At 36.8% G+C, this 25174-nt stretch carries 29 protein-coding genes; 5 read left to right on the forward strand and 24 right to left on the reverse strand.

Translation table 11 applies throughout. The features are described from left to right. Positions 1-783 precede the first annotated feature (783 nt). The 15 genes from BJL90_RS01285 to BJL90_RS01340 form a co-directional block, all read right to left on the reverse strand. Complete coding sequence (locus tag BJL90_RS01285; RefSeq protein ID WP_070963599.1) at positions 784-1293, reverse strand: hypothetical protein; 510 nt, start codon at positions 1291-1293, stop codon at positions 784-786. After that, positions 1278-3410, reverse strand: a complete 2133-nt coding sequence (locus BJL90_RS21325; RefSeq protein ID WP_081562169.1) for a protein kinase domain-containing protein — start codon at positions 3408-3410, stop codon at positions 1278-1280. Before BJL90_RS21325 ends, BJL90_RS01285 begins: the two co-directional genes overlap by 16 nt. A 303-nt stretch (positions 3411-3713) precedes the next feature. Further along, a complete protein-coding gene (locus BJL90_RS01295; protein ID WP_070963601.1) occupies positions 3714-3959 on the reverse strand; it encodes a helix-turn-helix domain-containing protein in 246 nt (81 codons plus the stop codon). Positions 3960-3963: 4 nt separating this feature from the next. Further along, the gene (locus tag BJL90_RS01300; RefSeq protein WP_070963603.1) at positions 3964-4254 is read right to left on the reverse strand and encodes a VRR-NUC domain-containing protein; all 291 of its coding nucleotides are present in this window, start codon (positions 4252-4254) and stop codon (positions 3964-3966) included. Then, positions 4254-4436, reverse strand: coding sequence for a hypothetical protein (locus BJL90_RS01305; RefSeq protein WP_070963604.1), 183 nt, complete (start codon positions 4434-4436; stop codon positions 4254-4256). The genes BJL90_RS01300 and BJL90_RS01305 overlap by 1 nt, the downstream gene beginning before the upstream one ends. 22 nt (positions 4437-4458) lie before the next feature. Next, complete coding sequence (locus BJL90_RS01310; protein ID WP_070963606.1) at positions 4459-4926, reverse strand: hypothetical protein; 468 nt, start codon at positions 4924-4926, stop codon at positions 4459-4461. A 269-nt stretch (positions 4927-5195) separates the two neighbouring features. Further along, on the reverse strand, positions 5196-7904 hold the full coding sequence (locus BJL90_RS01315; RefSeq protein ID WP_070963608.1) for a DUF927 domain-containing protein: 2709 nt from the start codon (positions 7902-7904) through the stop codon (positions 5196-5198). A 49-nt stretch (positions 7905-7953) separates the two neighbouring features. Beyond that, positions 7954-8694: a hypothetical protein gene (locus BJL90_RS01320; RefSeq protein ID WP_070963610.1), complete on the reverse strand. Its 741-nt coding sequence runs from the start codon at positions 8692-8694 to the stop codon at positions 7954-7956. Between the two features lies 1 nt (position 8695). Next, entirely contained in the window at positions 8696-8851 is a 156-nt protein-coding gene (locus BJL90_RS21750; protein ID WP_156778683.1) for a hypothetical protein, read from the reverse strand. A 14-nt stretch (positions 8852-8865) separates the two neighbouring features. Then, complete coding sequence (locus BJL90_RS01325) at positions 8866-9273, reverse strand: gp33 family protein (protein WP_070963611.1); 408 nt, start codon at positions 9271-9273, stop codon at positions 8866-8868. Between the two features lie 269 nt (positions 9274-9542). Next, positions 9543-9932 carry a helicase-related protein gene (locus BJL90_RS22670; protein WP_472235446.1) on the reverse strand — a complete coding sequence of 130 codons (390 nt, stop codon included), beginning with the start codon at positions 9930-9932 and terminating at the stop codon, positions 9543-9545. Positions 9933-9944: 12 nt separating this feature from the next. Next, positions 9945-10832: a DEAD/DEAH box helicase gene (locus tag BJL90_RS01330; protein WP_236905000.1), complete on the reverse strand. Its 888-nt coding sequence runs from the start codon at positions 10830-10832 to the stop codon at positions 9945-9947. Between the two features lie 46 nt (positions 10833-10878). Next, positions 10879-11034: a hypothetical protein gene (locus BJL90_RS21755; RefSeq protein ID WP_156778684.1), complete on the reverse strand. Its 156-nt coding sequence runs from the start codon at positions 11032-11034 to the stop codon at positions 10879-10881. Positions 11035-11064: 30 nt separating this feature from the next. After that, positions 11065-11280 carry a helix-turn-helix domain-containing protein gene (locus BJL90_RS01335; protein ID WP_070963613.1) on the reverse strand — a complete coding sequence of 72 codons (216 nt, stop codon included), beginning with the start codon at positions 11278-11280 and terminating at the stop codon, positions 11065-11067. Positions 11281-11345: 65 nt separating this feature from the next. Then, on the reverse strand, positions 11346-11555 hold the full coding sequence (locus BJL90_RS01340) for a helix-turn-helix transcriptional regulator (protein WP_070963615.1): 210 nt from the start codon (positions 11553-11555) through the stop codon (positions 11346-11348). Between the two features lie 206 nt (positions 11556-11761). Between BJL90_RS01340 and BJL90_RS01345 the strand changes: the two genes are divergently transcribed. The 3 genes from BJL90_RS01345 (at position 11762) to BJL90_RS01355 (ending at position 13834) form a co-directional block, all read left to right on the forward strand. Beyond that, positions 11762-12154: a helix-turn-helix domain-containing protein gene (locus BJL90_RS01345; RefSeq protein ID WP_081562170.1), complete on the forward strand. Its 393-nt coding sequence runs from the start codon at positions 11762-11764 to the stop codon at positions 12152-12154. A gap of 17 nt (positions 12155-12171) precedes the next feature. Further along, on the forward strand, positions 12172-12636 hold the full coding sequence (locus BJL90_RS01350; protein WP_070963617.1) for an ImmA/IrrE family metallo-endopeptidase: 465 nt from the start codon (positions 12172-12174) through the stop codon (positions 12634-12636). Positions 12637-12703: 67 nt separating this feature from the next. Then, complete coding sequence (locus tag BJL90_RS01355; protein WP_070963618.1) at positions 12704-13834, forward strand: site-specific integrase; 1131 nt, start codon at positions 12704-12706, stop codon at positions 13832-13834. 96 nt (positions 13835-13930) lie between these two features. On the opposite strand, the gene BJL90_RS01360 is transcribed toward BJL90_RS01355, so the two are convergent. From BJL90_RS01360 to BJL90_RS01370, 3 genes are all read right to left on the reverse strand, one after another. Then, on the reverse strand, positions 13931-15685 hold the full coding sequence (locus BJL90_RS01360; RefSeq protein WP_070963620.1) for a recombinase family protein: 1755 nt from the start codon (positions 15683-15685) through the stop codon (positions 13931-13933). A 242-nt stretch (positions 15686-15927) separates the two neighbouring features. Further along, positions 15928-16200, reverse strand: coding sequence for a helix-turn-helix domain-containing protein (locus BJL90_RS01365; RefSeq protein WP_070963622.1), 273 nt, complete (start codon positions 16198-16200; stop codon positions 15928-15930). Then, a complete protein-coding gene (locus tag BJL90_RS01370; RefSeq protein WP_070963623.1) occupies positions 16190-16600 on the reverse strand; it encodes an RNA polymerase sigma factor in 411 nt (136 codons plus the stop codon). The genes BJL90_RS01365 and BJL90_RS01370 overlap by 11 nt, the downstream gene beginning before the upstream one ends. Positions 16601-16948: 348 nt before the next feature. Here BJL90_RS01370 and BJL90_RS01375 point away from each other — a divergent pair, with 348 nt between their 5' ends. Next, positions 16949-17311: a plasmid mobilization protein gene (locus BJL90_RS01375; RefSeq protein WP_070963625.1), complete on the forward strand. Its 363-nt coding sequence runs from the start codon at positions 16949-16951 to the stop codon at positions 17309-17311. Positions 17312-17314: 3 nt separating this feature from the next. Beyond that, positions 17315-18634 carry a relaxase/mobilization nuclease domain-containing protein gene (locus BJL90_RS01380; RefSeq protein ID WP_070963627.1) on the forward strand — a complete coding sequence of 440 codons (1320 nt, stop codon included), beginning with the start codon at positions 17315-17317 and terminating at the stop codon, positions 18632-18634. A gap of 257 nt (positions 18635-18891) precedes the next feature. On the opposite strand, the gene BJL90_RS01385 is transcribed toward BJL90_RS01380, so the two are convergent. The 6 genes from BJL90_RS01385 to BJL90_RS01405 all read right to left on the reverse strand — a co-directional run bounded on the left by BJL90_RS01385 (position 18892) and on the right by BJL90_RS01405 (position 25162). Beyond that, complete coding sequence (locus BJL90_RS01385; RefSeq protein ID WP_070963629.1) at positions 18892-20769, reverse strand: Z1 domain-containing protein; 1878 nt, start codon at positions 20767-20769, stop codon at positions 18892-18894. Then, entirely contained in the window at positions 20766-21824 is a 1059-nt protein-coding gene (locus tag BJL90_RS01390) for a restriction endonuclease PLD domain-containing protein (protein WP_070963631.1), read from the reverse strand. Before BJL90_RS01390 ends, BJL90_RS01385 begins: the two co-directional genes overlap by 4 nt. Before the next feature lie 15 nt (positions 21825-21839). After that, positions 21840-22196: a DNA cytosine methyltransferase gene (locus BJL90_RS22495; protein ID WP_205684268.1), complete on the reverse strand. Its 357-nt coding sequence runs from the start codon at positions 22194-22196 to the stop codon at positions 21840-21842. Beyond that, positions 22193-22948 carry a DNA cytosine methyltransferase gene (locus BJL90_RS01395; RefSeq protein WP_205684269.1) on the reverse strand — a complete coding sequence of 252 codons (756 nt, stop codon included), beginning with the start codon at positions 22946-22948 and terminating at the stop codon, positions 22193-22195. Before BJL90_RS01395 ends, BJL90_RS22495 begins: the two co-directional genes overlap by 4 nt. Before the next feature lie 646 nt (positions 22949-23594). Further along, the gene (locus tag BJL90_RS01400) at positions 23595-23990 is read right to left on the reverse strand and encodes a hypothetical protein (RefSeq protein WP_070963632.1); all 396 of its coding nucleotides are present in this window, start codon (positions 23988-23990) and stop codon (positions 23595-23597) included. A gap of 182 nt (positions 23991-24172) precedes the next feature. Then, the gene (locus tag BJL90_RS01405) at positions 24173-25162 is read right to left on the reverse strand and encodes a HipA domain-containing protein (RefSeq protein WP_070963634.1); all 990 of its coding nucleotides are present in this window, start codon (positions 25160-25162) and stop codon (positions 24173-24175) included. Positions 25163-25174: the final 12 nt, after the last annotated feature.

The following is a 25174-nucleotide window of genomic DNA, read 5'->3' on the forward strand; positions in this document are numbered from 1 at the left end:
CAAGTAAGTCTTATAGGGATAAAAAAGATTATTCCAGTCACTAGGTCATGCTTTGGAGTCCTTACTGGTACAGACTGCCTCTCAAGCAGCACCAAAGAAAGTATCGGCAGACTGTACCAGCGAAAGTAATCCTCTAGGGTCCTATCCCCCAACTACCATTCCATAAAGATAGGATCCCCTATAGTCTATCCTTTGGGTCATCCTATCCCTATTCCATTTTCCCTAAATGCACATAATTTCAGAAATAGTTGCTCCTGTAAGGTTAGTCTTTGTAGGTCAGCAACTACCGCTCCGCTTTCCTGAAATCGACATTTAGCAAATAGTTGGGGGATATCGGGGTGGGACTTTGGGGTCTTTTGCTGGTGTATGTTTATGAGGTCTTGTATTAGTGATGCTTTTAGGTCTTTTGAAAGATGTTCTCTGGAGTCTAGTACCCATTGTTTTATCTTCTACCGCAGACTTCCCCTCTCTTAGGTCAACCTCTAAGGTGGGAAGACTGCTTCCAGATATATTGTTAGTTGATAGATTCTATAAGCAAGAGAAGAAAACCACTTCCCTTGCACCTCTAGGGTCCTGGAATGCTATTACCTAGGTCCATAGATTGCAAACCTTGCAGTCTTTTTAAAAGTGATACTTATAGATCTTATTCTTTTAGTAAAATTCTATGTTGCTCTTTTCACATGGTTTCTATCGTTTTTGCTTGCTAATATATAAAAACCTGTTCATTGTTGAATAGGTTTTTATATATTCTTCTATGGTATGATAGTTTTGTTGTATTATTTTTTATTCAAGTAGACGGTGTTGTTTCAAATAATTATAGGCTTCATATATTTCTTTTTCTTTAAACTTAGTTTTTTTAATATTTTTAACTTCTTGAATAACTGAATCAGGATTAACATTATTATATATTTCTTTCTGCACCATTGCTGCATAATGAGTTGTAGAGAGTAATTCTAATTGCAAAGGATTGTCTAAAGGAAGAATATCTAAAATATAATCTATTTTATCCTTATAAGGTGCAATAAGATCATTTTTAAGTAAAAAGTCTACTTTGTCACCTTTAGTTAAATTATACCTCTGGCCGACTTTATTAATTGAAATTGCTCCACTTTGCTCAACTAGTTCTGTTTTATAATCTAAATCTGATGAATAGGGTCCATAATGATACAGAGAATACGATAATCCCGTAGGAATGTCTTGTTCCGTTAAAAAATAAAATATTTTTTGAAAAGCTTTTTTCCCTTTAATAGTATCGCAATGATCCATCACATATGCTACTAAGGTCTCAAACATTTTGAATACGCCTCCTCTATAACCTTAATTATTTCATCTCTTTTTTCCTCATTCGCGTATATTCTGAAAACGTCTAAAGAATCGTTAATTTTAGATAATATCGAAGAATATTTGTCCACATGATGAATGTTTTTATTTTTATCTAAAATTCCAATGGAAGGGTTCCCCATTTCATCTTCGAATTTTATTGCATTTTGTGTATACCTATCTACTATTACCTCTGTATCTAAATATCTCCTATTATTAATTAGTTCTTCAATCTCTGAAATTATTAATTTTTCTTCCTCTTTAATATAGGGAAATCTCTCGAAAACTAGTTTTAGATGACCTCTATTTAAGAACATATCATTATAGGAGTTAGGATTATTTTTTATATATTCTAACACTCTATTATCATCCCATTGCAAAAATTCTTCTTCCCTAATAGGCAAGTGGTTAGATGGCAACATGCATTGCATGCTGCGTTCTAAAATTTTATCATATATTCTTCTTGTCTTATGCAAATATACTTGTGTAAACATAAAATGACGAGCTAAGATAAATTCTTCCAATGCATATATACCCTTCTCTTCAATCGATAAAATAGGTATATTATTATCAATGATTATATTTAGAGAGTTTATGAGATGATCTAAGTCGTATTTTCCATACTTAACACCCAACATCAGGGAATCTCTTAAGAGATAATCCATCCTGTCTGCATCAATAATGTCCCCTGAGAAGACCCTTTTTATTAGCAAATAATTTGATGGGATTCTACCCTTGATTAATCCTGCAATTTCTCTATAAGTAAAACCTCCATTTTTTCTACCAATCATGTCTATAATCTCCGAAAGATCGGTATTTATTATTAAATTAGCTGACATTTCTTCATGATTTTTTATTACAGGAGAAAACAAATTATCTCCTACATGAGAAAAAGGAGAATGTCCTATATCATGTAATAATGAAGCAATTCGTAGCATTTGTCTTTGCTTTTTTATCTCATTATAATCCCAAGTAATAATTGAGCTATTTTTTCCCATTATAATATCAAATATCTTGGTCGATAAGTATAATACACCTAATGAGTGTGTAAATCTTCCATGTGTTGCGCCAGGGTATACTAAGTATGTAGTACCAAGTTGCTTAATGTTTCTTAATCTCTGGAAAACTTTATGATTTATAATTAACATCTCATCATCTGTTAATTCAATGTATCCATGTAAAGGGTCCCTGACTTTATTTCTAGCATTAAATGTTGGAATACTACTCATCTTTATAAATTGAATTTTTTTATGATTCTTTATTATATCTAAAATAAAGGACAAATTACTAACTCTAGCTTTGGGGTTAACTTGTATCATTCCGCAAATAGCCTCATCTAACTCTTCATTTATATCATCTCTGAAGTCAGCCACTCTTGGTGTTGCTAAGCTATAGTCTTCTAATTTTCTATAAGGAAATTCTCCTGTTAACATAGTAAAAAATAGAACCCCTAATGCATAAATATCAAATTTTTCTTCAATATCAATATGTAAATTATCTAGTGGCTTAGGTAAGAATCCTGCTGGAAATCGCTCAGGTGCAAAATAAGGAGTATTTCCATACATATTTAATGTATAAGCACGTACATCAGCCTCTTTAATTTTAGATATCCCAAAATCAATTATTTTTATATGCTTAGATTCTTTATTGTATAAAATATTATCTAATTTAATATCTCTATGTATAATATTATTTTTATGTGCACAGATTATTCCATTTATTATCTGCTCAAATATATCTAGCACCTCATTTAAGTTGTTCGTATTACATTGTATCAATTCAGGATATTTATTTAATCCCAATCCGTCTATATATTCAAATACAAGATATACTAGTCCATCACTTTCATTTTTATAGTAATCATACACTTTAGCAATGTTTTGGTGCGTAATTTTAGCTTGATTTTTAGCCTCATCAATTAACTGATTATTTAGTTCTTCAAGTGAAAATTTCTGTTCATCTAATCTTTCTTTTTTAATAGTTTTTATAACAACATCTCTTTTTAAATGATCGTCAAATCCCTTCCAAGTTATTCCCATACCGCCTTCAGTTGATAATACTGTTTCGCTACTAAATTTATATCTCCCCATTATTTCACCACCATAAATAGTAATCTATTGACTATATTATTCTACGTGATTCTGTTAAGTCCTTCTCGTTTACCTACTTATCTTATTAAATTGATATAGCTCTTAACTAATTTTTATAAATACACTTGTGACAAATCTAATCTCCATACCTTATTAATTTTTTCAATATCTAATAAAACCTAACTAATTAATGGTGCAACGTAAAATTAATATCACAAAATAAGCCTTCTATCTAGAAGACTTATCTCTTTATTTTTTCATCCTATTCTCTTGTGCAAAACATAATAATAATCTTAAAGTCTCTCATCCCCCAAACCGCCTCACCCTCCGATAAACCCCACTATCCGTCAACCCAAACCTCTTTCCAATCTCCCTATAGGTCCATTTCTTCTGATGAAGCCTTTTCATCTCCATGGCCTCCAGCTCCCTCCGCTGTTTTCCTGTTAGCTCTAATAGTCCATACTTATGAAGAATCAAGTCCGGCAGCATTTCCTCTGGTGAAAGGATGGCCTCTAGGAGGGCTATGTAGTTGTAGATCAAATCCTCCATCCCATCACCCCTCTGTGGTGACTTCCTTCATCACCCTTTTTACGTCCTCTATGCCATAGACTATGGCCCCTGTGCCTCCTGCTTTAGCAATATCCCTTAGTACCTTCTCCTGTAGCTTGGTGGGTTTTCCTTTTGGTCTTTTGATTTCTAAGCCTATGAACTTTCCCTTATAGCAAAGAATAATATCAGGGATTCCTGCTGCTTGATAGATCCCTCCATGGGTTTTGAAAAACCATACCCCTGACAGTCCTCTTAAATATTCAATGATCTTGTGTTGAATTGCCTTTTCCTTCATCAATGACCCCCTTTTCTTCCTCTATGGCTTTTCTCATTTCTATCCTCTATGCCTCCCCCAGCCTCTTTTAGGGCTTTGTGATAGTTACGAATGATTCCCATGGCTCTTAGGGCCTTATCTGTGCTGTATCTTTTGGTGATGGATAAATATAGGGCTAAATAATTCTCTATTAATGGATACATGGTTTTCCCCCTTTGCTTTTCTCTACCCCCAAGGAGTAGGCTCCTTTACTTCTACAAAACCCATTTGCTTGTATTCCTCAACTTCCTTACCTTTGCAGTTCTTATAAACGGTCTCTAGGAGAACATCATTGAAGGCCTTTGCCTTGATTAGCTCCTCCTTATTCTTGGTATGGAAATAATCATAGATGGCGGTGATCATCCCCTCTATAAACTCCTCTATGATGCTACTGTTGTCATCAATAAATTTTTCATAGAGATACTGTATAGCTGTTTTGTCTAAGGCCAATAGGCTTAGGAGGATGGATTCTTCCTCTGTTATCCCTTGTATTCCTTGTGTTTTCTGCCCTTTTTCCAGCTCCTGCTTTAAGCGATGTATCTCCTTTTCTAGCTTAATAATTTCATCCTTCCACTTTAACTTTACTTGCGAGGGAAGGACATCAGCCCTTTCTTTTCGTTTCAATAGCTGCTGAAGTTTTTCTTTTTTATCCATTTTCTCCTCCAGTTCTACTGGGATACCCCCATAGCAGGGCAACCTTTTACCCTTAGACCCTTTGAAATTACTAGCTTCTTTTTCTGATTACCCGTTACCCTTGTTTTTGAAAATATATATCTATTATGATTGTTATGTTGGTTGTAAATGGACTTTACAGCTATATATATACTATATATTAGGGTAACTATGGTAATAGTGGTAATGGGATAGATTAGCCCTTGCAAATGCTATATTGTTTCGTTGCCCCTAAGGTTACTACTTTAACATTACAGGGTTACTGCCTTAAAAGGGGGCGTTTCCTCTAAATCCTCTATTCCAGATAAGTCAAAACTTACCATTCTACAGGCCTTCCCCTCTATTTTCTTTACCACGGTTTGACGTTTCTTGCCACTCTTTTCATAGGTTATATCAATATAGCCTCGATCTCCCAAGCCCTGGATGATCTTTTTATAGGAATAGCCCTGCTTATCTAGAGCTTCTTGAAGGATTTGTGGGAAGACGTAAAACCTATTATCCTCCATCACTCCGTAGCTTTCCCTTCTAGGATTGCCTCTAAATTGTTCTATATTTGAAATCAACCAGCCTTGGATAAATTCATAGGCCCTCTCCACTATATCCGTATGCATCATATCTTCAAGATTAGATAAAATTTCATTCCCCATTGCTATAGAGATGTTTTCTTTCTCAAGGAATAACCATTTATTCATCAATTCATCCGCTAAGATCACCACAGCTACAGAGGATACATGACTTCCTATCTTTTTATGGTTTTCATTGATGCCCATCAGTGTTTCCTGTATTTCCTTATGCCTATCCTGTAATTCATGGGGTTTCATATCCTCCATCAGTTTTTCTATAAAGAAGGGCCCTGTCACACCATAGTTCATGGTGATAAAGTTATGCATACTTCTAGCTTCTTCTTCCCTTTCAAAGGGACTGCCATGGATTTCTAAGGCTCTGGTATGCACACCTGTTTGGGAGCCCATGGTGGTTAGTGGTTCTTCTCCTGTTGTTAAAACGATACTTCGCCATGACTTTTGATTTTCAAGGCCTCCTGTTTTGGTACCCCTCACTTTGCTATAGCCCATGGAAAGCATATAGACTAAGGTTTCTATGTACTCCTGTTTTCCTCCAGCCACTTGTCTTTCATCAATGCCTAGGGGCAAATCATTGAAAAAGCTTGCTAGTCTCTCTAAGCCTACATTGGTGGCGTTAAAGCTGGTCATTAGTTCCTCAGGATTCCCCCATACACTTAAGGCAGCCTTGAGGGCTGCTGTTTTACCACCTCTTGAATCCCCCCAGTTATGGACAAAAAAGATTCTATGATTCAGTAATTTTAAAAGTGGTGCTGCAAAGCTACTGGCTAGGATAAATCGAAAGATGGTGTTTTGTCTTAAGGGTTTCATCATTTTTATCCAATCTTTTAATTCCCCCCTTTTGCTGTAGGCCTCCACCCATCTCCTTTCACCATGCTCCATATCCAGCACAAGTTCTCCTTCTCTTCCCGGCAAAAAATTCTCTCCATGCCAACCCAATTGATTCACCGACTGGAGGGTTTCGATGATGTCAAAATTTTCCGCCTCTAGGTTCTCAAGAAATCTTACTAGAAACTTGGCATTTTCCGAGGTGACGGTGACACCCACATCCGCCAGCTTGATGATGGTTCTGGCTTGAAAAATAGTGCTTCTCTGTTCCCTGACAAAGTGCCACTTTTTATCTCTAAAGAAGGCAATCTCCACCTTTTCCTCCTCCATCCCTAGGGCCTTAATTCTTCTAGAAATTAAGATGGGGGTTCTACAAACTAGATAGGGTAGGCGGGTTTTAGCGTTAATCATTTCAACTCCACCTTCTGTTATTCGCCATCCAGTAGGTTGTCTTAGTTTTACTGGAGCATTGGGAATCAGGTTCTCTTCTTCCTCCTGTAGGTTAATAAGAAAAATTTCCTCTGCCTCAGCCATCACCCTTTGCCAGTTTTCCTTAAATGTGTTGGGGTCTTTGATATGGAGGTCGGAGGGGTCCTTTACTCCTAAGGAACTACATTGGATTTTATAGATCCTTGCTTTAAAATTTCTTTCCTTTAGGGTTTTGGAAATCTTGTTGAAAAAGGTGTCTCCCCCCATATCCCCTTCATGATGAATATAAACATCTAGCCCTTCTAACATCTCCACCCAATCCCCATGAAAGGTGGTGGCTCCCGGTACTCCTAAGATCTCCTCTATCCCATGATGCCATAGGGTATGACAGTCGCTTTCTCCCTCTACTAGAATGACCCTGCCTATACTTTTGATCTTTTCTATCTGCCATAGACCATAGAGATTTATTTTACTACCCCTAGCCCAAGAAAATCGTGTAGGACTGTCTCTGTGGTATCTCTGACGATTGGATAGGATCTTGCCTGCCTCGTCTTTATAGGGGATGGTGATACCTGTTTTTCCATCTCTTATGCCTAAGGATCTTATGAAGTCCTCTGGGAGTCTTTTTTCCTTGCAATAGTCCTCAACTATATATTTTGGTACTTCCTTCTTGGTAGTAGCTTTTGTAGTCATGTACTCTGGTGTCTTGGTGTCCTGAATGTTGTTCTTTTGGTTGTTATGCTTTGAACCCTCACTGTCGCTAGGTTTTCTAGTGGAATGATTGCTCTCTTTGTTATCCGTTGTATTGATAAACCTATTTCTATGGTTATTCGCATCTTTTCTTCCCTGATGATTTTCCTCATAAAGACCTTCTTCCTGAAGTAACAACCGGTAGGCCTCTTTGTTATCTATCCTATAGAGCTTTGCTAAGAAGGTAATGGCATTCCCCTTTTCTCCACAGGCTAGGCAATTGTACACACCGGTTTTGATATTGGCGCCGAAGCTGGGCTTGGTATCCTCATGGAAGGGGCATAGCCCCACCAGATTTTCACCGCTGATTTTTCCCTTTTGGATATGCTTTTGATAAAATTTCAAATAATCTATTCTTCCCTCTAAATTCATCTCTTTACCTTGCCTCCCTATTACTTTTTCTGTAGGAGGATCCCCGCCTTTAAAAGGGAAGCTCCCCAGCTTCTTCTGTTTCTGGCATGTAGTCCTCCATCACCTCTACCTCCCTTGTAATCCTCTTGATTTCCTCTGCAAATTCTGCCAGTTGCTGGGCTATGTCCTTTTCTAGCACCTCCGCCACAGTAAACTGTGCCTGACTGTAGGGGATACCGCTACTGCTTTGGGTTCTTTTTAAGGTGATTTTGGTCACCACGCTATAGGATCTGTGGCCCTTGGTGATGATTCTCTTGGCCATGTAGTTACTAAAGTTCTTAAGGCTGGTGGGGGGTAGGGTTAGCAATAGGGGCAGCATTTCTCCACTTTTTAGGAGATAAATTCTGTGCATATTTTTACAGGCCTTACCCTTTCTATCCTCATCACTGCCGAACTCATTGAGGGGACAGGTTTTGCAATCCCCACCAGGACTGCCTTCTCCTTTTTTCCCATCCATACTGCTGCAATCCGGTGGATTGCTTCCTCCAGTGTATTTCTCCTGCCAGTAGCCATTCACCGGGTGGTGGTCTACCATTACCCCCACTAGCTCCTGCAATAACTGTGGTCTATCAGCTTCCTCCCCCGGCACCTCAAAGGCCAAGCCTCCACCGGAGGGAATCTTAGCCCTATCAAAGGAAAGCTCCAATCCCTCCATCTCCTGTAACATGGCTTCTTTGATTTCCTCCTGTGCTATAGGTAGCTGAAATCCTGTCTTTTCTATAGCTTTTTTATCCCCTTTGTTTTCTGACATCCTATTTCTCCTCCTCTTCTTGAAAATACATATAAAATCTGTCCTCTTCTTCCTGATATTCAAGGCTACTGAGATAAAACTCTGGATTCTCTGAATCATAGAGTTTATATTCTTTGTCATAGGCCTTTAAAATTTCTATTAACCTTCCTATCTTCATCTACAATTCCCCCTCTATTTTCCCTTCCTCATGCCTACCGAGATTTTTTCATAGGTATTCACCAAGCCCTCCAGCCATGAAGGCAGCTTTTCATCATTTTCCTCCACCTGTTCCTTGATAAATGCGGCTAGACTATTAGCATTCACCGTCTCATAAACCAAGTCTCCATAGCCCTCCTTCTTTAGAGCTGTAAAAAGGGCTTCTTTTCTTTGTGGTATAGCATTGGCATAGAGCTTGGTGTTTAAGTAATACATCATTCCTCCTCGATTGAAATTTTCCAGCTCCTCTTGAATCATGGCTTGGGACAGACTTTCCTCTAGGGCTTCAATTTTCCCATTGACCTCCTTTCTCTCCTGATCCAGTTGTTTTTTCCATTCCTTTAACTCCTTTAGACTGTCTGCTAAAGTAAAAATTTCCTTCATTAAATTCATCCCCTCTTTCTTTTATCATGGTTTTACTCCTTGGGTATAAGACCCCTGCCTCTAAGGATTAGTATAGGTGGGGTAGCCTCTGCCAATGCCTTCCGATATTTAGCTTTAACTGGAGAATGTTGGAGACTTTCCCCTTCCGTCTCCAGTAGCTTGGCTAAATCCTCTATATATGGCTTGATCTATAGGATAACTACCTCCCGATAGGCTACTTAGGGTAGCTGAAAATTTTACCCAGCTTCCTCCAGTACCCCTGGGCTTCTTTAATCCTTTTCCTCAAAATACTCCCTCCAATTGTCCACCACTTCCTTAGCGATATTCTCCTTTTTTTCTAGGGCTGCCATGATCTTTTCATCCACCGTCTTAGGTGCCATCAGATGGATATAGGTACAGGTATTTTTCTGACCGATTCGATGGATCCTTGCCTTGGCCTGGGCGTAATTGGCGTAGTTAAAGTCTAGGCTGTAGAAGACGGCGGTATCGGCGGCATGGAGGGTAATTCCTAGGCCGGCGGTTTGGATTTGGGCGATGAAGACTTTGCAGGTCTCCTCCTCTTGAAACCGTCTTACCTCCTCTCCTCGATTTTTTACTGCTCCAGTAATGCAGCTGTACTGAAGTTTCATCTTCTGTAGCATTTTTTCTATGGCTTTAATCTCTGCTAGAAATCAGGCAAAGATCACCAGCTTTTTTCCTTCATCCATCAAATCCTCCACAATTTCTTGTAAAACCTCCAGCTTAGCGGTGGATATCTCATTGGTTATCCCCTCATCTGTGTGGATATAGCCTCCCGTCAGCTGGCTGAGCCTTAAGAGTCTTGTTAAGACATTCTGGGCGGTGATCTCTCCCTTTTCCAACTGTACATAGCTATCCTTTACCAGCCTTTTATAGAGGTTAGCCGCCTTTGGCTCCAGCTGGCAATATCTGATTTCATCGATGGTTTCGGGAAGATCCAGTGCCTCCTCCTTTGTCACCCGAAGGGCTATGGTATGGGCTTTTCTTATGAGTTCCTCCATGTGGCGATAGCCCACCACCTGATATTTTCCATAGCCTCCCATAATGGCATGTCGTCCTTTGAAGGCATAGTAGCTGCTACCAAAGATGCTTTTATCCAAAAAGCGATACTGGCTCCAAAGGTCCAAGGGAGCATTTTGTACCGGCGTGCCGGAGAGAATCAGCTTATACCTCCCACCATCCCCCAGTTTATGAAGGGCCTTGGATTGCTTGGTGGTGGGGGTTTTGATTCTCTGGGAGTCATCGGCGATGATGATTTCCGGCTGCCACTGAAGGAGCTCCTCTAGGATTCGCCAGGTGCCCTCGTAGTTGATGATGGCTATTTGTAGACCCTCCTTCCCTTGAAGGCTTTGTAGCTGCTGGATACGGTTTTTGCTGCTACCCTCCAATACCTTTACTGCATAGGGAAAGGCGGCATATTCCTTCAGCTCCTTGGGCCATACGGAAACTACGGAGGTGGGGGCCACAATCAATGCCCTCTTTGCCTTCCCCACTAGATAAATCTGTCCCATGATGGCCATTGCCGTTAAGGTTTTACTCAACCGCAGCCCATTTCAAAGAGCAGTGCAAAACCTTCCTTTGGGGCTGTCATCCTTCCATCACCCCCATGGTCCTTAGGGCCATGTTGTAGCCCTGGACTTGGTGTTGGAAGGCCTTTACCTTAATGGGCATGGGGGCTATTGCCTCTTTAACACCTACTTCTTTACTATTGGGCCACAAAATAGCAGCCAATTTACTTTTCATAAAATCCTCCATTCCTTTATCCTTTATGGTTTAATGGTTTAATTCCTTAATTTCATTGAGATTAGATAAATCCTTTCCCGTATATTCCTTTAAGAATCTTAAAACCTCAAATCTAGTAATCTTCAACCGCCCCAGCTTTAAGGCCCTTAGGACTTTGGCATTGATCAAATCATAGACGGCATTTTTATTGACCTTTAAAATTTGTGCCACCTCCTCTACGGTGTATAGATAATCTCCATGGTGCATTCCATCCCCTCCCTTCTTGTGTTTCTTTACCTACTGCCCTATGTAATGCTGATAAAATTAAGCCCTTATTCCTGCTTAGAGAGTTTTTCTACCGGAAAAAGTTCGTCTAAAGGAACCTCTATGACCTCTGCTATTTTCCTAGCATTCATCAGGCTGGGTACCGTCTTTCCCTTCATCACATCGTAAAAATAAGACTTAGAAAAACCTGTTACTGAAAGAACATAGGATACCTTGATGCCTCTTTTTCTCAGCACTTCTTTTATTTTGTTTTTCATTCCCTCACCTCCTATATATAATTTACCAATTTATCGAACAAATTATAAACCATTAAATTCCTTATTAATCGAACATTATTTACGATTAAAACGAACTTTTCTCTAATTTTCTAAATTTTCCTTATTTTTTTGCATTTAATATTTCATTTTATCGAACTATTTGGTATAATAAAAGTAGGTTATATCGTACATAGGGAGGTGTTAATTTGACAATAGGAGAACGTATTCGAAAAATGAGAAAAGAGAAGAGATATTCCATCATGGATATTCGGGACCTTACGGGTTTGTCTAAATCCACCATCAGTGAAGTGGAAAATGATAAAAGCAACCCAACGACAGAAACCCTACAAAAGATTGCTAAGGCCCTTGGGGTTTCAGTAGATACTTTTTTCAAGGAAGAAACTGATCAGGATGAAGCCCCTGCTTTACCAATAGAATTTACCACCCCCCAAAAGGCGATGGAATTTATCTTAAAGCAGCCGGCTATTATGGGTTTTGGAGGATTTGATGTAAATAAGCTGGGGGATGAAGAGATTGTAGAGTTTGCCAATGAGTTATTAAGACAACTAGAGCTTTTATCCTACAAGTACAAGAAGTAGTTTTTAGGGGTGAGCGTATGATGTGGATAGATGAGGTTGTAACAGGATTACTAGATCTTTATGCTACCAAGGATGTCTATGAGCTTTATGAAGCTCTAGAGATTTCTATTGTCTACTTAGAAGAGGACAGCATTTTATTACAAGGTCACGATGCACTTTATAACAGAAATTATTTAGATAGGGAAGTGGTCTTTCTTCGAGGGGGATTATCTCTGGAATACGAGAGATTTATTTTAGCCCATGAGCTAGGTCATGCCCTCCTACATACCCATTTGGTCAGTAATACTTTTCATTCATTAACAAATTTGGACAAGCTGGAAAAACAGGCCAGCTATTTTGCCGTAAGACTTCTAGACGTCAAACTAGACAGTATTGCCCTAGAGGGCTTTACTATAGAGCAAATTGCCAGCACATTGGAGCTTCCAATGGAATGTCTTGAAATTATTAGGGAGATGGAGGAGGGTTATGGCCTGAATCCATAGAGGAGGTGGTGTACAAACTTTGGTAGGTATTAAAATGGTAAGGAAAAATATAAGGTAGGTGATTAGAATGCAAGGTGGTGTAAGAAAAAGAGGTGACAGCTGGTATTATTTCTTTGAAGCGGGAAAAGTAGGTGGCAAAAGAAAGAAGATTGAAAGAAAGGGTGGAAATACAAAGAAGGAGGCTCAGGAGGCCCTACGACAAGCCCTCAATGAATTTGAGAAGGCTGGTGCTGTCATTACTGAAAGTCAGCTTTCAGTGGCTGATTACTTTGATTATTGGTACAAGGAGTATGTATTGATTAACTGCAAATACAACACCCAACAGGGCTACAGAAACATCATTGAAAATCATATCAAGCCTACATTAGGGGTCTATAAGGTCAAGTCCTTATCTCCTGCTGTATTACAAGAATTTTTAAATAAAAAGTATCGAGACGGATTTACGAAGAATACCTTGGCAGGTTTTTATGGGGTTCTCTCAGGGGCTTTGAAAATGGCGGTATATCCCTATCAATTTATGAAGGAAAATCCTATGCAATACGTCTCTATGCCTAAGTATGATAATACAAAAAAAGACAAGGAGGATCTAAAGGTGATTGCCTTGGAGGATTTTAAAAGGATAATTGATCGTTTTCCAGAGGGCAGTAGTTTTTATATCCCCCTACAGATTGCCTTTCATACTGGCATGAGGGCCACTGAGGTTTGTGGTCTCACCTGGGATTGTGTGAATCTTGAGAAAAGGTCCATTAAGGTGGAGAAAATCGTCATAAAAAAAGACAGGGAATGGGTATTTGGCACCCCTAAAACCCTATCCTCTAATCGTGAAATTTTTATTGGGGATACCCTGGTCAACATTCTAAAAAAGCACCGCAAAGCCCAAATGGAAAATAAGTTGGAGTATGGTAAGCATTATATTAAAAGTCACTTTGTATGTACTAAGGAAAATGGAGAATTGGTTTCTCCCGACAGCTTGAAGTATTTAAGCCGGGTAGTGAACTATGAGCTGATGATTCCATTTAACTTCCATTCCCTTCGCCATACCCATGCCACTATGTTACTGGAGGCTGGAGCAAATATTAAGGAGATCCAGGAACGATTGGGCCATAGTAAACTTGCCACCACCATGGATACCTATTCCCATATTACCAACAAACTAAAACAGGATAGTGTAGATCGTTTTGAAAGCATCATTAAATGATTTGCCACCCATTTAGAAAAAGCGGTGGCAAATGGGTGGCAAGGTGGCATATTTTAAGTTATTTGTACTCTAAAACCCTTCTAAATCCTAGAAAGTTTAGCGACAGTTTCCACATGTGTCGTGTCCTTGATCGGAACATATAGTTTTTACGTCGTTCGCTTGATCGGAACATACAACATCAGACGATTTCTTCTTCCTTTTTTTACTTCCATCATATGGAGGGTTAATTTTATCTTTAAGTCCTGTTCGGTAGATAAAAGTAAGCTTATAAGGGTTAATTGAACCATTCTCGTCGATCTCCCCTACAACAACTTTTTCAATAAGATTTTCAAAAACTTGCCGATCAAATTCGGTAACAATTTCATCTGCTTCAAGCATATTTTTCAGTTTACGTATACGTTTTTTCATTTGAATTTCATCAACCATTCTGGAATTCAAATCCTCATATGTTTCGACTAATTCATCTAACTCCTTATTTAACTCTGTGTACTTCGTTTGGTATTCTTTTTTTTCTATTGCTTCTTCAAGGTACAGATCAGTTAGTTTTGATATCTTCTTTTTAAGTACATCTATCCTTTTCTCGATCTGTTTTACTTTCTTTTCAGAACTATTGTCATTGAAAGATTGCTCAACTCTTTCTAAAAATTCATCAAGTATTTTACTCTTATCACGCACTAGCAACGCAAAGGATTTCATGAACGCCCCCTCAACAACTGTTTCAGGTATTCCTTTAGAATGTTCACAATATTTTTTCCCCTTTTTGGTGCTAGTAACACATTGCCAGGTTGTTTTTTGATGTGGGGTGTTTGCGTTCCAGCTTCTTCGAGAAAAGTTTGTGCCGCAAAAAGCACATTCTAATTTGCTACTGAAAGCATACTGCCGACTTAGTTTTTGTCTAACAGTACCTTTTATAGTTTTTCTAGCTTCTCCCCGTACTTGCATGATTCTCTGAACTTCATCCCAATCCTCTCTACTGATAATTGCCTGATGATGATCTTCACAATAGAACTTATCTTCTTCACCAAAATTCTCTAATCTGCGTTTTGTAATAGGGTCAATCGTAAATGTTTTTCCTTGAAGAAGATCACCTTTATACTTCTCATTTTTTAAAATTTTTCTAACACTAGAATCATGCCATTTAGTAGAGCCATTTTTCGTTTTATACTTTAAGTCGTTCAATTCTCTTGCGATAGTAAAAGCTCCAGCTCCCTCCAAATATCTTCCATATATGTATCGAACAGCTATGGCTTCAGTCTCATTAATGGAAATTGTTTGTGCTTCTTTATCATAATCGTAACCAAGGCAGCTATTAAAGCCCACCAGTTCTCCACGCTTCATCTTCATTTTCAAACCCTTCTTCACATCGGCAGATGTATTTTCAACCGCCTGTTGAGCTACGGAAGCCAAAATAGTAAGGAGCAGTTCTCCATCCATGGTTAATGTATTGATATTTTCTTCTTCAAAGTAAACAGCTATTCCCATCTCCTTTAGCATACGTACGTATCGTAGAGTATCTACAGTATTTCTGGCAAAACGAGCAATTGACTTTGTAATAATCATATCAATAAGGCCCTTTTTGCAATCTTCTATCATTCTAAGGAAATCAGACCGTTTGTCATCACGTGTCCCAGTTATTGCTTCATCGGCATAAATATCTACTAAAACCCATTCTTTTTTTTCTTTCACCAAATCGCTATAATATTTAATCTGGCTTTTATAAGATTTGGCCTGATCCTCGGAATCAGTGGACACTCTGCAATACGGTGCAACCCTTATTTGCTCTAATGTCTGCCCTAATTTTCTGTTTACAAAAGTTTTATTAGCCTTAATTACTTGAACCGTTGCAGTCAATAACCACACCCCTCTCACAGTTTTATATATTCCTATCAAGCACTTATAATTAAATTATAGACGATTTTATAAAATATTTCAACATTTTTTTCCATTTTCAATATAGTCTTTTTTCAATTTTTTAGTAATCTTTTCATACTCCGATCTAGCCAGCTTACCTTGTTTCAAGAGTTGGTTGCTCCAGAGTATTTGAACTGAATAGCGAATTAACTTATCATCAGAATCCCTTAGATAAATCTCTCTTAACATCGGCATCTTTCCTTTTCTTTTCTCTGATAGGGTACAGGCTTAAACTTCATTACCCTTTTCATAAGTTTAGCCCTCATTCTCCCCAGCATTTCTTCATCCACTGCAAAATATATCTTTCCATTGTCTCCAACATATTCAACAGTAGCCAATGCTTGCATATATGGTGTGTAAAAACCTATAATTTGGTCAATTGAATGTGTATCACCCTGGGTGGCCTTAACTATAGTCTCATATGATATAGTTTTAGATACAGTATTAATACTCATTCCAATCCTCCAATCGTTTTTTTAATTCTTTTAAAGCTCTGTTCCTCTTATAGTTTATAGTCCTTCTGATTGCTTTTAATGTCCTTGCTATTTCTTCATCAGTCATTTCTAGAAAATATGATAAGAGAATAATATTTCTTTTGTCCTTTTCCAGCAGACGAACAGCCTCGTAAAGAAAATCATTTTTAAAAGTAAATACTTCATCCCCCCATTGAAACGTGTTTTCTATTTCGTATTCATCATATGTTGCTATTTCCTTGACTTCATTTATAGAAATTTCTTTTTGAGACCTTTTCGCCCTTTCTTTTTTGCAGCTTCTAGCTTCTCCTAACATAACTTTCTTACAAAGTCTATCAAACTGATGTTCTACCGTTACTCTGTCATCTTGTCCTAAGTACAAAAGCTCACCCCCCTACCCTTTCACTAAATATCCCTATAGCAAAGGAGAATTTTGGCAAACTTTTCTAATTTTGATATAAAATATTTAATTGAATTTGTAGTTGAAGAAATGATAATATTTGGTATAATGTTCTTGTAACTTGTTCTACCCTTAAAAAGCAAAGAAAAATCCCTCTCAAAAATGGCAAGCATCGGGATTGTGTACACACAATCCCCAAAATTAAAATTTAAGCTTTCGCCTAATTTTCAATTTTGACTTGTTAGGGAGTACCCCCAATACCCCTCTATACCTTGTCTAAATTTTCAATTTATCGAATGCTTAAACGCATAATTAAAAGAGGGTGAAAAAATGGCAAATAGAAAAAGAAATATTCAATTAACCTTCTGGGTCTCTGAAGAAGAAAACTACTTAATTAATCAGAGAATGAAGGAAACTGGATTCAAGGATAGGAGTAAATATTTAAGAAAAAGAGCAATCGATACCCACCTAATCAATGTTCATACGGAAGGATTGAACGCTTTAAAAAATGAAATTAGTAAGATTGGTGTCAATATTAATCAACTGGTTAGAAAGTATCATTATGAGGGAAACCTGGATAAAATTGATATCGAATTACTCCAAAATTATATGAAAAAAATCATACAAATTGCTAATAAGGAAGATGATAAAGTCCAGGGAATCTATAAGCTGGATAAAAGAAATGAGGGCTGATAGATGGCAATCACCAAAATACAAAAAATTAACTTTCTTCCAGCATGCGTCACCTATTGTACAAAGTACGATAAAACTGATTTTGGGAAATATATTACGACCCATGAATGTCATTCAGCTTTTGTTAACAGAGATTTTGAAATTGTCAATTCCCTAAGAAGGCAGAAAAAAAGCAGGGATTGGAAAGTGGAAAACTATATGATTTTTCAAAGTTTCAAGCCATGGGAAGTAACCCCTGATCAGGCCCATGAAATTGGCATTAAGTTAGCAGAAAGATACTTACAGAATGAACATCAATATATCGTTACTACCCATATAGATAAAGATCATATCCACAATCATATCGTGTTTAATGCAACCAACTTCACTACCCTTAAATCCTTTGATTCTAGGACAAAGCATATTGTAAAGGATTTGCGAAATGTCAGCGATAATTTATGTAGAGAATACGGCTTATCTGTCATTGAAAATCCCAGGCAAAAAGGCATTTCTCAAAGAGAATATTATGCCAGAAAACATGACCGTTCTTATAAAGCAAAACTTGAGAAAATCATTGACAATGCTATTCAAAACAGTGATACTTGGAAAGATTTTTTGGAGTTAATGGAGCGAAATTGCTCTGTAAAATATGGCAAGTATATTGCTTTTAAGCAGGAGGGGCAGGAAAAATATGCACGAGCCAAATCACTGGGAATTGATTACACCGAAGAAAGCATTAAATACCGGATTGAACACCCCGAATTTGAATTGGAAAGGCCCGTTCGATTTAACTTTTTAATTGATAAATCCCAAGCTAAATTCCAGGGAAAAGAAAATATAGGTTTAAGATATTGGGCTACGCAGCAAAACATAAATATACTAGCAGAAATAGCACAAAACTTACATAAAAAGCAGTTATCCAAAGATATCATAATTGCTAAATTTTCTGATTGCAAGGCTCGTATGAATCAGCTTGGTACGGATATAGAAAAAATTGATACCAGCATATCTAATCTCTCAAAATTATTAGAGGCACAGCAAATATATAGAGATTGTTTTGGTCTAATAAATGGTTTAAAACAGATTAAAAATAAGGCCGAATATAAGCGTAAGCATTATGCTGAATTTATGGAATATGATAGAGCAAAAAGGATTATTAATAAGCATAAAAAAGATGGGAAAGTTCCCCACCCCACTTCTATTAAGGCATCTATTGAAGAATTAAAAGTAGAACGATCTATACTATACTTAGAGTATCAAAATTTGAAAACCGAAGCTGCACAGCTCCAATATTCTAATTCAGTTCTGGAAAAACTGAAAAGGGAAAAACGTATCAGTCGATGATACGTTTTTTTATTTCTTTGATAACAAATAGTATCTTCTACTTGATTATATCAACGAGTTAGATTATAATATAGATACCAAATAGTATCTAAAGCAAAATATATGTATCGTAGCCATTATCCAATATAGTAATACTAATATGAAGCTGAAAGGTATGTAATACATCAGAAGAATGTATTAAAATTATGGAAAAATAAAATTGTATAAAAAAGGAACTCCTTTATATTTTTAAGGAATTCCCACGATTTTTTCTGAGTTTAAACATTATAATAAAAAATATCTCCAGGTAATTTGATGTTTGGAATCCACAACTGCTTTCCATCCCATCCTTTTTTACCGGTAACTTTATACATGGTAAGAACAACCTCATTATCATAAGTATCACCAAGACGTCTGTCATTGGGTGATAGTAAGGTTCCCGTTCCTTTTGCAATATCTCTTTCACGGCGAACAATCAATCTGCCTTGAGCTAGTGGGTTTTCTACAATAAACGTATTAATAAAACCAGTAAATGCAGTAGCACTCCAATCATCAGTTTCTGAATCAGTTAATTCTAGAATACGTGTGATTAATTTTAAGTTTACCAAATAAACATCATCAGTAAAAGGTTCAAGAATTTTATCAAGAGCAGTTATATCTTTATTTCTTGGATAGAATGGAAAATAATTAACTCCACCGGAAAAAATACCAATAGCTTTTTTATCAAGTACATTTCTCCTTGTAGGACGTAATCCCGTAGGATAAAATATTTTGATATCACTATTATGATCAAATTTTTTGATTTGAGCAATAATATTATTATTAGTCGTATTTATATCAGAAAACAGTTTATAGAGAATTGGTGGCATAAATACGCGCATAAAAGCTGCATCTCTATCATAACCAAACATCCGAGCATGTTGCCACATAGTATCTGCCTGAGGGCTTTTTGCGAGACGGCAATAGTATATTGTTTGTAACTGTGGAAAAGTAACTCCACGACCAAGGCTATTACCACCTATAATAATATTTATTCCATTTTCATATTGAACGTTATCATCATATGAATTAAGTGAATTTATAACTAAAATGTTTATCTGATCATTCTCGAGTTGATTGCATATGAACTCAAAGATTTCGCTAAAAGGCCGAATATTAGTTTTTGTTTCTTTAAGATTATTATATACAATTTCAAAAGATTCTGCTGTTTCTGGCTCTTCTGATGTAATTGATATTTCATTGAGATAATCACCGATTTTTTCTGCAAATTTTCCATGTTGGTCTGTTCGGACGCTTGGATGTACTAAAAAATTGCTAACAGTTCCACCATCTAAAAATACATGGGCTGAAGATACAAGGTGCATCATTAGTGCTGTCTTAAGCCCATTTTCTGGGAATTCATCGTCAACAAGTAACTCTTCTGCTTCATTATTATCAGTAAGTATTATATACGGTGATTGTTCAGCTCGGAAGAAAAAATTACCTCCCAGATATCCCTGCCCAGGCTTAAAATAATAGATAAAATACGGTTTCCATCCACTTTCTAACGTCTGTAATAGAATCGCTTGTGGTGTACCCGTTACTTGCATATAAATACTGCTAGACGTCGTCTGTTTAATTTCATTCAAACATTTGTTAATTGTACTCTGCTTTCTACGGTTAATTAAAGTATTCAAGCTAGCTGCATCAGCCTCATCATCAACTATAAATAGAGGATTACCTGCACAAAAGTTGGTAGACGAGAAGTTATTTTTCCATTGTTTTAGTATGCGTCCATTCTTTTTTAGCACGATTATAACCGGTTTACGCATATTATTGTTGACGAAACTTAAGTAATCATTTTCATCACATATGCAAAAATCACTAAGATCCTTTTGGGCACGTTTAAACGTCTGCTGCTGTAAAAGTATATTATCAGTTGTAAGCAGAACAAAAATGCCAAACCCTTCGTCAGCAGCGGCACTGATGAGACCAAACATGTGACTGGTTTTACCGCTTTGTACATCACCTACTAATAAACTGACGACATGTTCTTTAAACGTGAAATTAGATACATATTGTGGGATGATATCATCCGTTGTTTTTTTAATAGCAGCAGCAAGACTTGGATTACCACGCATTACTATTCTATCTAAATAATTACTTAGGTAGCTCATCTCATCACCCCAAAGTCTAAATACCAAAGATTTGGTATCTCAGTTTTAGTAAGTGTAAAAGTATCTCTGCCATAACGACGTAAGGTTTCTTGAGTTACGGGTTCCCCAACTGCTAAGGCTCCAGCATTTTCTAGTCTTCCTTTTAGCCATTTCCCAAGAATTTTAAGGTCATTTTCAGAACGGAAGTTCTTGCTATAATCACCACTTACTTTACATTTAAACTTCCATCCATCATCTGTAATCACATCAAAAACTGCGCTATCAGTTTGACTCTTTGGATAGTGTGGACTAGATGTAATATTTTTTGAAACGATTAGTTCAACCTCGTACCAATGACGAGGCTTTACTAGACCATTTTTACCAACACGACCACGACCAAAAAAAACGTTTAGATTACTTTGTGGAGAAACTTCTGCTCCTTTAATTGGTATTTCAAAAGATATTTCTGTACGGCTAGCAAGGCATTGTGCCAAAATAGTTGTATCTACATATTCAACATGTTCATGATTCTCAAGTAGCGGGTTAGCTTTTCTAAACTGATGAATATCTAAATTGGCAATGTTTTCCGTAGAAGTGCGTATTAGATCGTTAATAAAAAGATTCATCTGCTGCGCATAAAGTGAATTATTAATTAAGATGGCAGTTTCATATATTCTGTTATTACTTTGAACTATACTGCTGAGATTATTTGAACCAATAATACCAGCAATTGCACCTTGTTCATCACTATATGTATACATTTTACCGTGGAAACGGAAAGGAGTAACTAGTCTCACCTCTCCACAATTATTAGATGTAAGAAAAGTATTGAGGTCAATTGCAGTCTTATATTCAACCTCTGTGAATTTATCTAAATAATGCATGCCAATAGCAAGATTTAACCTTTCTATATTATTCAACTCTACAGCTTTTTGCAATTCTACTAATGAATCAGATGTGATATATCCTACTGCAATGTCTAACTGTCTTGTCTGAGGAAGTAATGAGTAGAATGTGTCGTAAAAAGTATGCATCTTTGTACGCATAGGAGGATAATTTGAAAATAAAAATTCCATGTAGACAACTCCCTTTTATTCCATTTCATTCGAAACCCGTTCTAAACGTTCTTTAACTGACAACTTAAGAAGTTCATCATATTCTTTTTGAAGATCAACCTTTTCATATTCACCTGTAAAAAGAGGTATTAGACGACGAGCTAAAAAGCGCACCCCTTCCGGAGGAACTGCATTACCTATTTGTCTTCGCACTTCAGCAACACTACCTATAAACTTAAAATCATCAGGAAAAGACTGTAATCGGGCTCTTTCTCTATTGGTTAGTGGACGAGGTTCTGGATAATGATATCCCCATGTACCACCACCACCAGCAGCAATTATTGTTTTAGCAGGTTCATCTAGTTTAATTCTTCGATACACATGACTAATCATACCCTTGACATAAAGAGGATGATCTTTAGGAATGTCAGTAAAGTTCCCCCCTCCGGAATCAGCTCAAGCATTCTTCTGGTCTTTTCTTTACAATTAATATGTTCGTTGTTAAAAGGCACCCTTTCGACACCCTGAAGCGCTTCACCAGCTGTAATATATGGTTTGGCAGAATTAGGCCCGTGTGTTGGCCTAGGATGAACAAAATGGAACCCTGTATCTACACGTATGCCTACAATAATTAAACGCTCTCTAAATTGAGGTACACCATAATCAGCAAAATTATAGAGATGCGGTTTTACAATATAACCAGGTGTTAAGCTTTCAAGGTCCTTAATAATAGTCTCTATAGCCTTACGCTTATTTGCTGTAAGTAGTCCCTTAACATTTTCTGCGACAAATGCTTTCGGCTTTTTTGCATCAACAAATTCTAGAAAATGGCGATATAAACCACCCCGTTTTCCATTAAGACCAGGTTGCTTCCAAATGACAGAAAAATCCTGACATGGAAACCCCCCAAGCACTAAATCACAATCGGGAATGCTTTTATCAGTATAAGGATTGATTTTTGTTATATCCTCATGGATAATTACATCACCAAGATTTTCTTTAAAAGATTGTACTGCCCATTCTGAGAAATCATTTGCCCAAAGAGTCTTGTATCCTTCCATGTGAAATCCTAAATCCAAACCACCACATCCAGAAAAAGTAGACACAATGCTTGGAGAGTATTGTAGTTTACTCGCTTTAATCATATTTTTAGCTCCTTCCTGATCATGAGATAAAAACGCACTCTTATTATCATAATACTAGTCAAAAATGGCTATTTTTAATGTTCTGCATCCTTTAAAATAATTAAGTGCGTCTGGTACCTTTACAGAGGATGCTTAATCTAATTACAACATATAAAAATAAGACAGTTTACCCAACTAGAAACTAGTTTTATAAAAATAGCCCTACTATAAAGTAGAGCTTCCCTTCAAAATAATTCCCATAATACTATTGAAAAGTAAAATAGGCTTTATAGCTTTATATTATTTACTTAAGGTTTTGGTATATTATTCATATCAAATATAATTATTATACAAATTTCAATAAAAGTCAACCCATTTTGTTTTTAATTCTGAGCCTTTTACTGTGATTTCAGACAGCTTTAAGCCTTCTCTTTTTCATATCTTAAGCATTCGTAGACAACAAGTAATATATTCTCATATCTGGCTTGCACCTTGGTTTTATAGAACTGTTTTTATATATCTATAAGGAGTATCGTCCACAACCTTCTGTGTTTTTTCATATATACTTTAGGCATTCATGTTTTAATAACTTCATTACATTTTTCTTCTTACAGACTTGTAATAAATTCATAATAGCTAATTTTTTCTCTTCTTTTTTTATCTTTTTCTAACGGTATTTTATATCAGAAGCTAATCCCATAATGAAATCTCCTATCTTATTAATGACCTCTCCCAAACCATAAAAACTTCTTTTCCCAAAATACCCAGTAGCAAATAATATAGAAATCGCAATGATTACACCCTTATCAACTTCACGTAAGCCAAAGATTAAAACTCCTATCAATATAAATCCTCCGATATAAAAAAAGTGAAATAACCATGCCAGATAGGGGGCTGCAAATAAAAACAACTTGCTGATCCATACGATGACTAGTCCAAGGAGTAAAAGCGAGGATTTAAGCATGAAGAGGAATATGTTGATCATCCACCTTACAAAGAAGGGCAACCTTGTCCTTTGAGCAACAACGTTCTCAAGAGATAAATTTTCTTCTTTAAATGACATAATAACAACCCCTTTACTCTATTTTCTGTCATTATATGATATCTATCTTTTGTTTTAATTATAACATATCACAATCCAGAATTTTACTATATTCTTTAAAATCCTTAATCTAACAACCCTTCACAGACAATAAAAAAGACTATCTCATTTTTTGAGGTAGCCCTTCTTAAAATAATACTGGTTTATCTTTCTAATTCTTTTTTAGAGGATTTTCCTGTAATCTCTCTTTCACTATACGTGCCTTTTGCTGCAATCTCAGACAGCTTTGATTGCTCATTCACTTTAGTCAAGCATTTGTAAGCAACTAGTAATATATTTTCATATCTGGCTTGCAGCATTATTTTGTAGAATCGTTTTTGCATATCGGATATATACGGTGTATCATCGACAACCTTTTGAACTTTTGCCATGTCTATTAAGGGAAATACACGTTTTAAAGCTTCGTTACAATCTTCTCTTTTTAGACTAGTAATAAACTCGTAATAGTTAATCTTCTTGCCCGTTTCTTCATCCAGGATTGCGGAATTGGGAAACTCTCGCCATCTTCTTTCGATTTCTTCCGGCATTTCTAATACTTTTCTCATCCCTTCCTCCGATATTTGAGGATAGAGACAGGAACCGCAATCGTAAATGGGTGCAAGCTTCAATTCACCAGTTTTACGATTATTTAAATAGCCCCAGTTTCCGCTATGTCTATCAAAATTTCCTAGAAAAGCGTCAAGGATAAAGATACTCCAAAACTGCTGAATGGCTTCTTCCCTATTCTTGATGGAAGGATGGTTTTCCAGCGTTTCGATCACATCTTCCAAGATGGGATGTCTGCCTGATTCACTACTATCGATATAGCTGTTTTGGAGCATGTCAAAGGAAATAAGCTTTTCATCATCAGTTGTGAAATCCTCGCAGGCAACAACAATTTTGCCTCGGCTCCGGCCGAGCAAAGTATTTTGTGCCCTGGCATATGGGATCTCCAGGCAGTTAATGATATGGCAGCCCAAATACTCTGATACAACACTGTTGGTATATGTTTGATTAAGCTCAGTTCTGCTTTTATTCCGCAAAGGGTACTTAATCATATATCTGAGATTTTCATACATAACAGATTCTTTTTTTGCTGCTCCCGTATAATATTCATTTCCAGATGGGAGATTGTCAAAAATTATCTCCTTCATTTCCCTTCACCA

The organism is Clostridium formicaceticum (assembly GCF_001854185.1).
In the GTDB taxonomy this organism is placed as follows: domain Bacteria; phylum Bacillota; class Clostridia; order Peptostreptococcales; family Natronincolaceae; genus Andreesenella; species Andreesenella formicacetica.

Bases quoted from the DNA above. Each gene is read 5' to 3' on its own strand.
- BJL90_RS01285 (WP_070963599.1), bottom strand. From the start codon at position 1,293: ATGTTTGAGACCTTAGTAGCATATGTGATGGATCATTGCGATACTATT.
- BJL90_RS21755 (WP_156778684.1), bottom strand. From the start codon at position 11,034: ATGAAAAGTAAATTGGCTGCTATTTTGTGGCCCAATAGTAAAGAAGTA.
- BJL90_RS01390 (WP_070963631.1), bottom strand. From the start codon at position 21,824: ATGGAATTTTTATTTTCAAATTATCCTCCTATGCGTACAAAGATGCAT.
- BJL90_RS01320 (WP_070963610.1), bottom strand. From the start codon at position 8,694: ATGTCAGAAAACAAAGGGGATAAAAAAGCTATAGAAAAGACAGGATTT.
- BJL90_RS01300 (WP_070963603.1), bottom strand. From the start codon at position 4,254: ATGAAGGAAAAGGCAATTCAACACAAGATCATTGAATATTTAAGAGGA.
- BJL90_RS01395 (WP_205684269.1), bottom strand. From the start codon at position 22,948: ATGATTAAAGCGAGTAAACTACAATACTCTCCAAGCATTGTGTCTACT.
- BJL90_RS01315 (WP_070963608.1), bottom strand. From the start codon at position 7,904: ATGAATTTAGAGGGAAGAATAGATTATTTGAAATTTTATCAAAAGCAT.
- BJL90_RS21750 (WP_156778683.1), bottom strand. From the start codon at position 8,851: ATGAAGATAGGAAGGTTAATAGAAATTTTAAAGGCCTATGACAAAGAA.
- BJL90_RS01340 (WP_070963615.1), bottom strand. From the start codon at position 11,555: ATGAAAAACAAAATAAAAGAAGTGCTGAGAAAAAGAGGCATCAAGGTA.
- BJL90_RS01335 (WP_070963613.1), bottom strand. From the start codon at position 11,280: ATGCACCATGGAGATTATCTATACACCGTAGAGGAGGTGGCACAAATT.
- BJL90_RS22495 (WP_205684268.1), bottom strand. From the start codon at position 22,196: ATGATTAGTCATGTGTATCGAAGAATTAAACTAGATGAACCTGCTAAA.
- BJL90_RS01295 (WP_070963601.1), bottom strand. From the start codon at position 3,959: ATGGAGGATTTGATCTACAACTACATAGCCCTCCTAGAGGCCATCCTT.
- BJL90_RS01405 (WP_070963634.1), bottom strand. From the start codon at position 25,162: ATGAAGGAGATAATTTTTGACAATCTCCCATCTGGAAATGAATATTAT.
- BJL90_RS01310 (WP_070963606.1), bottom strand. From the start codon at position 4,926: ATGGATAAAAAAGAAAAACTTCAGCAGCTATTGAAACGAAAAGAAAGG.
- BJL90_RS01365 (WP_070963622.1), bottom strand. From the start codon at position 16,200: ATGAGTATTAATACTGTATCTAAAACTATATCATATGAGACTATAGTT.
- BJL90_RS01380 (WP_070963627.1), top strand. From the start codon at position 17,315: ATGGCAATCACCAAAATACAAAAAATTAACTTTCTTCCAGCATGCGTC.
- BJL90_RS01400 (WP_070963632.1), bottom strand. From the start codon at position 23,990: ATGTCATTTAAAGAAGAAAATTTATCTCTTGAGAACGTTGTTGCTCAA.
- BJL90_RS01355 (WP_070963618.1), top strand. From the start codon at position 12,704: ATGCAAGGTGGTGTAAGAAAAAGAGGTGACAGCTGGTATTATTTCTTT.
- BJL90_RS21325 (WP_081562169.1), bottom strand. From the start codon at position 3,410: ATGGGGAGATATAAATTTAGTAGCGAAACAGTATTATCAACTGAAGGC.
- BJL90_RS01350 (WP_070963617.1), top strand. From the start codon at position 12,172: ATGATGTGGATAGATGAGGTTGTAACAGGATTACTAGATCTTTATGCT.
- BJL90_RS01385 (WP_070963629.1), bottom strand. From the start codon at position 20,769: ATGAGCTACCTAAGTAATTATTTAGATAGAATAGTAATGCGTGGTAAT.
- BJL90_RS01375 (WP_070963625.1), top strand. From the start codon at position 16,949: ATGGCAAATAGAAAAAGAAATATTCAATTAACCTTCTGGGTCTCTGAA.
- BJL90_RS01325 (WP_070963611.1), bottom strand. From the start codon at position 9,273: ATGAAGGAAATTTTTACTTTAGCAGACAGTCTAAAGGAGTTAAAGGAA.
- BJL90_RS01305 (WP_070963604.1), bottom strand. From the start codon at position 4,436: ATGTATCCATTAATAGAGAATTATTTAGCCCTATATTTATCCATCACC.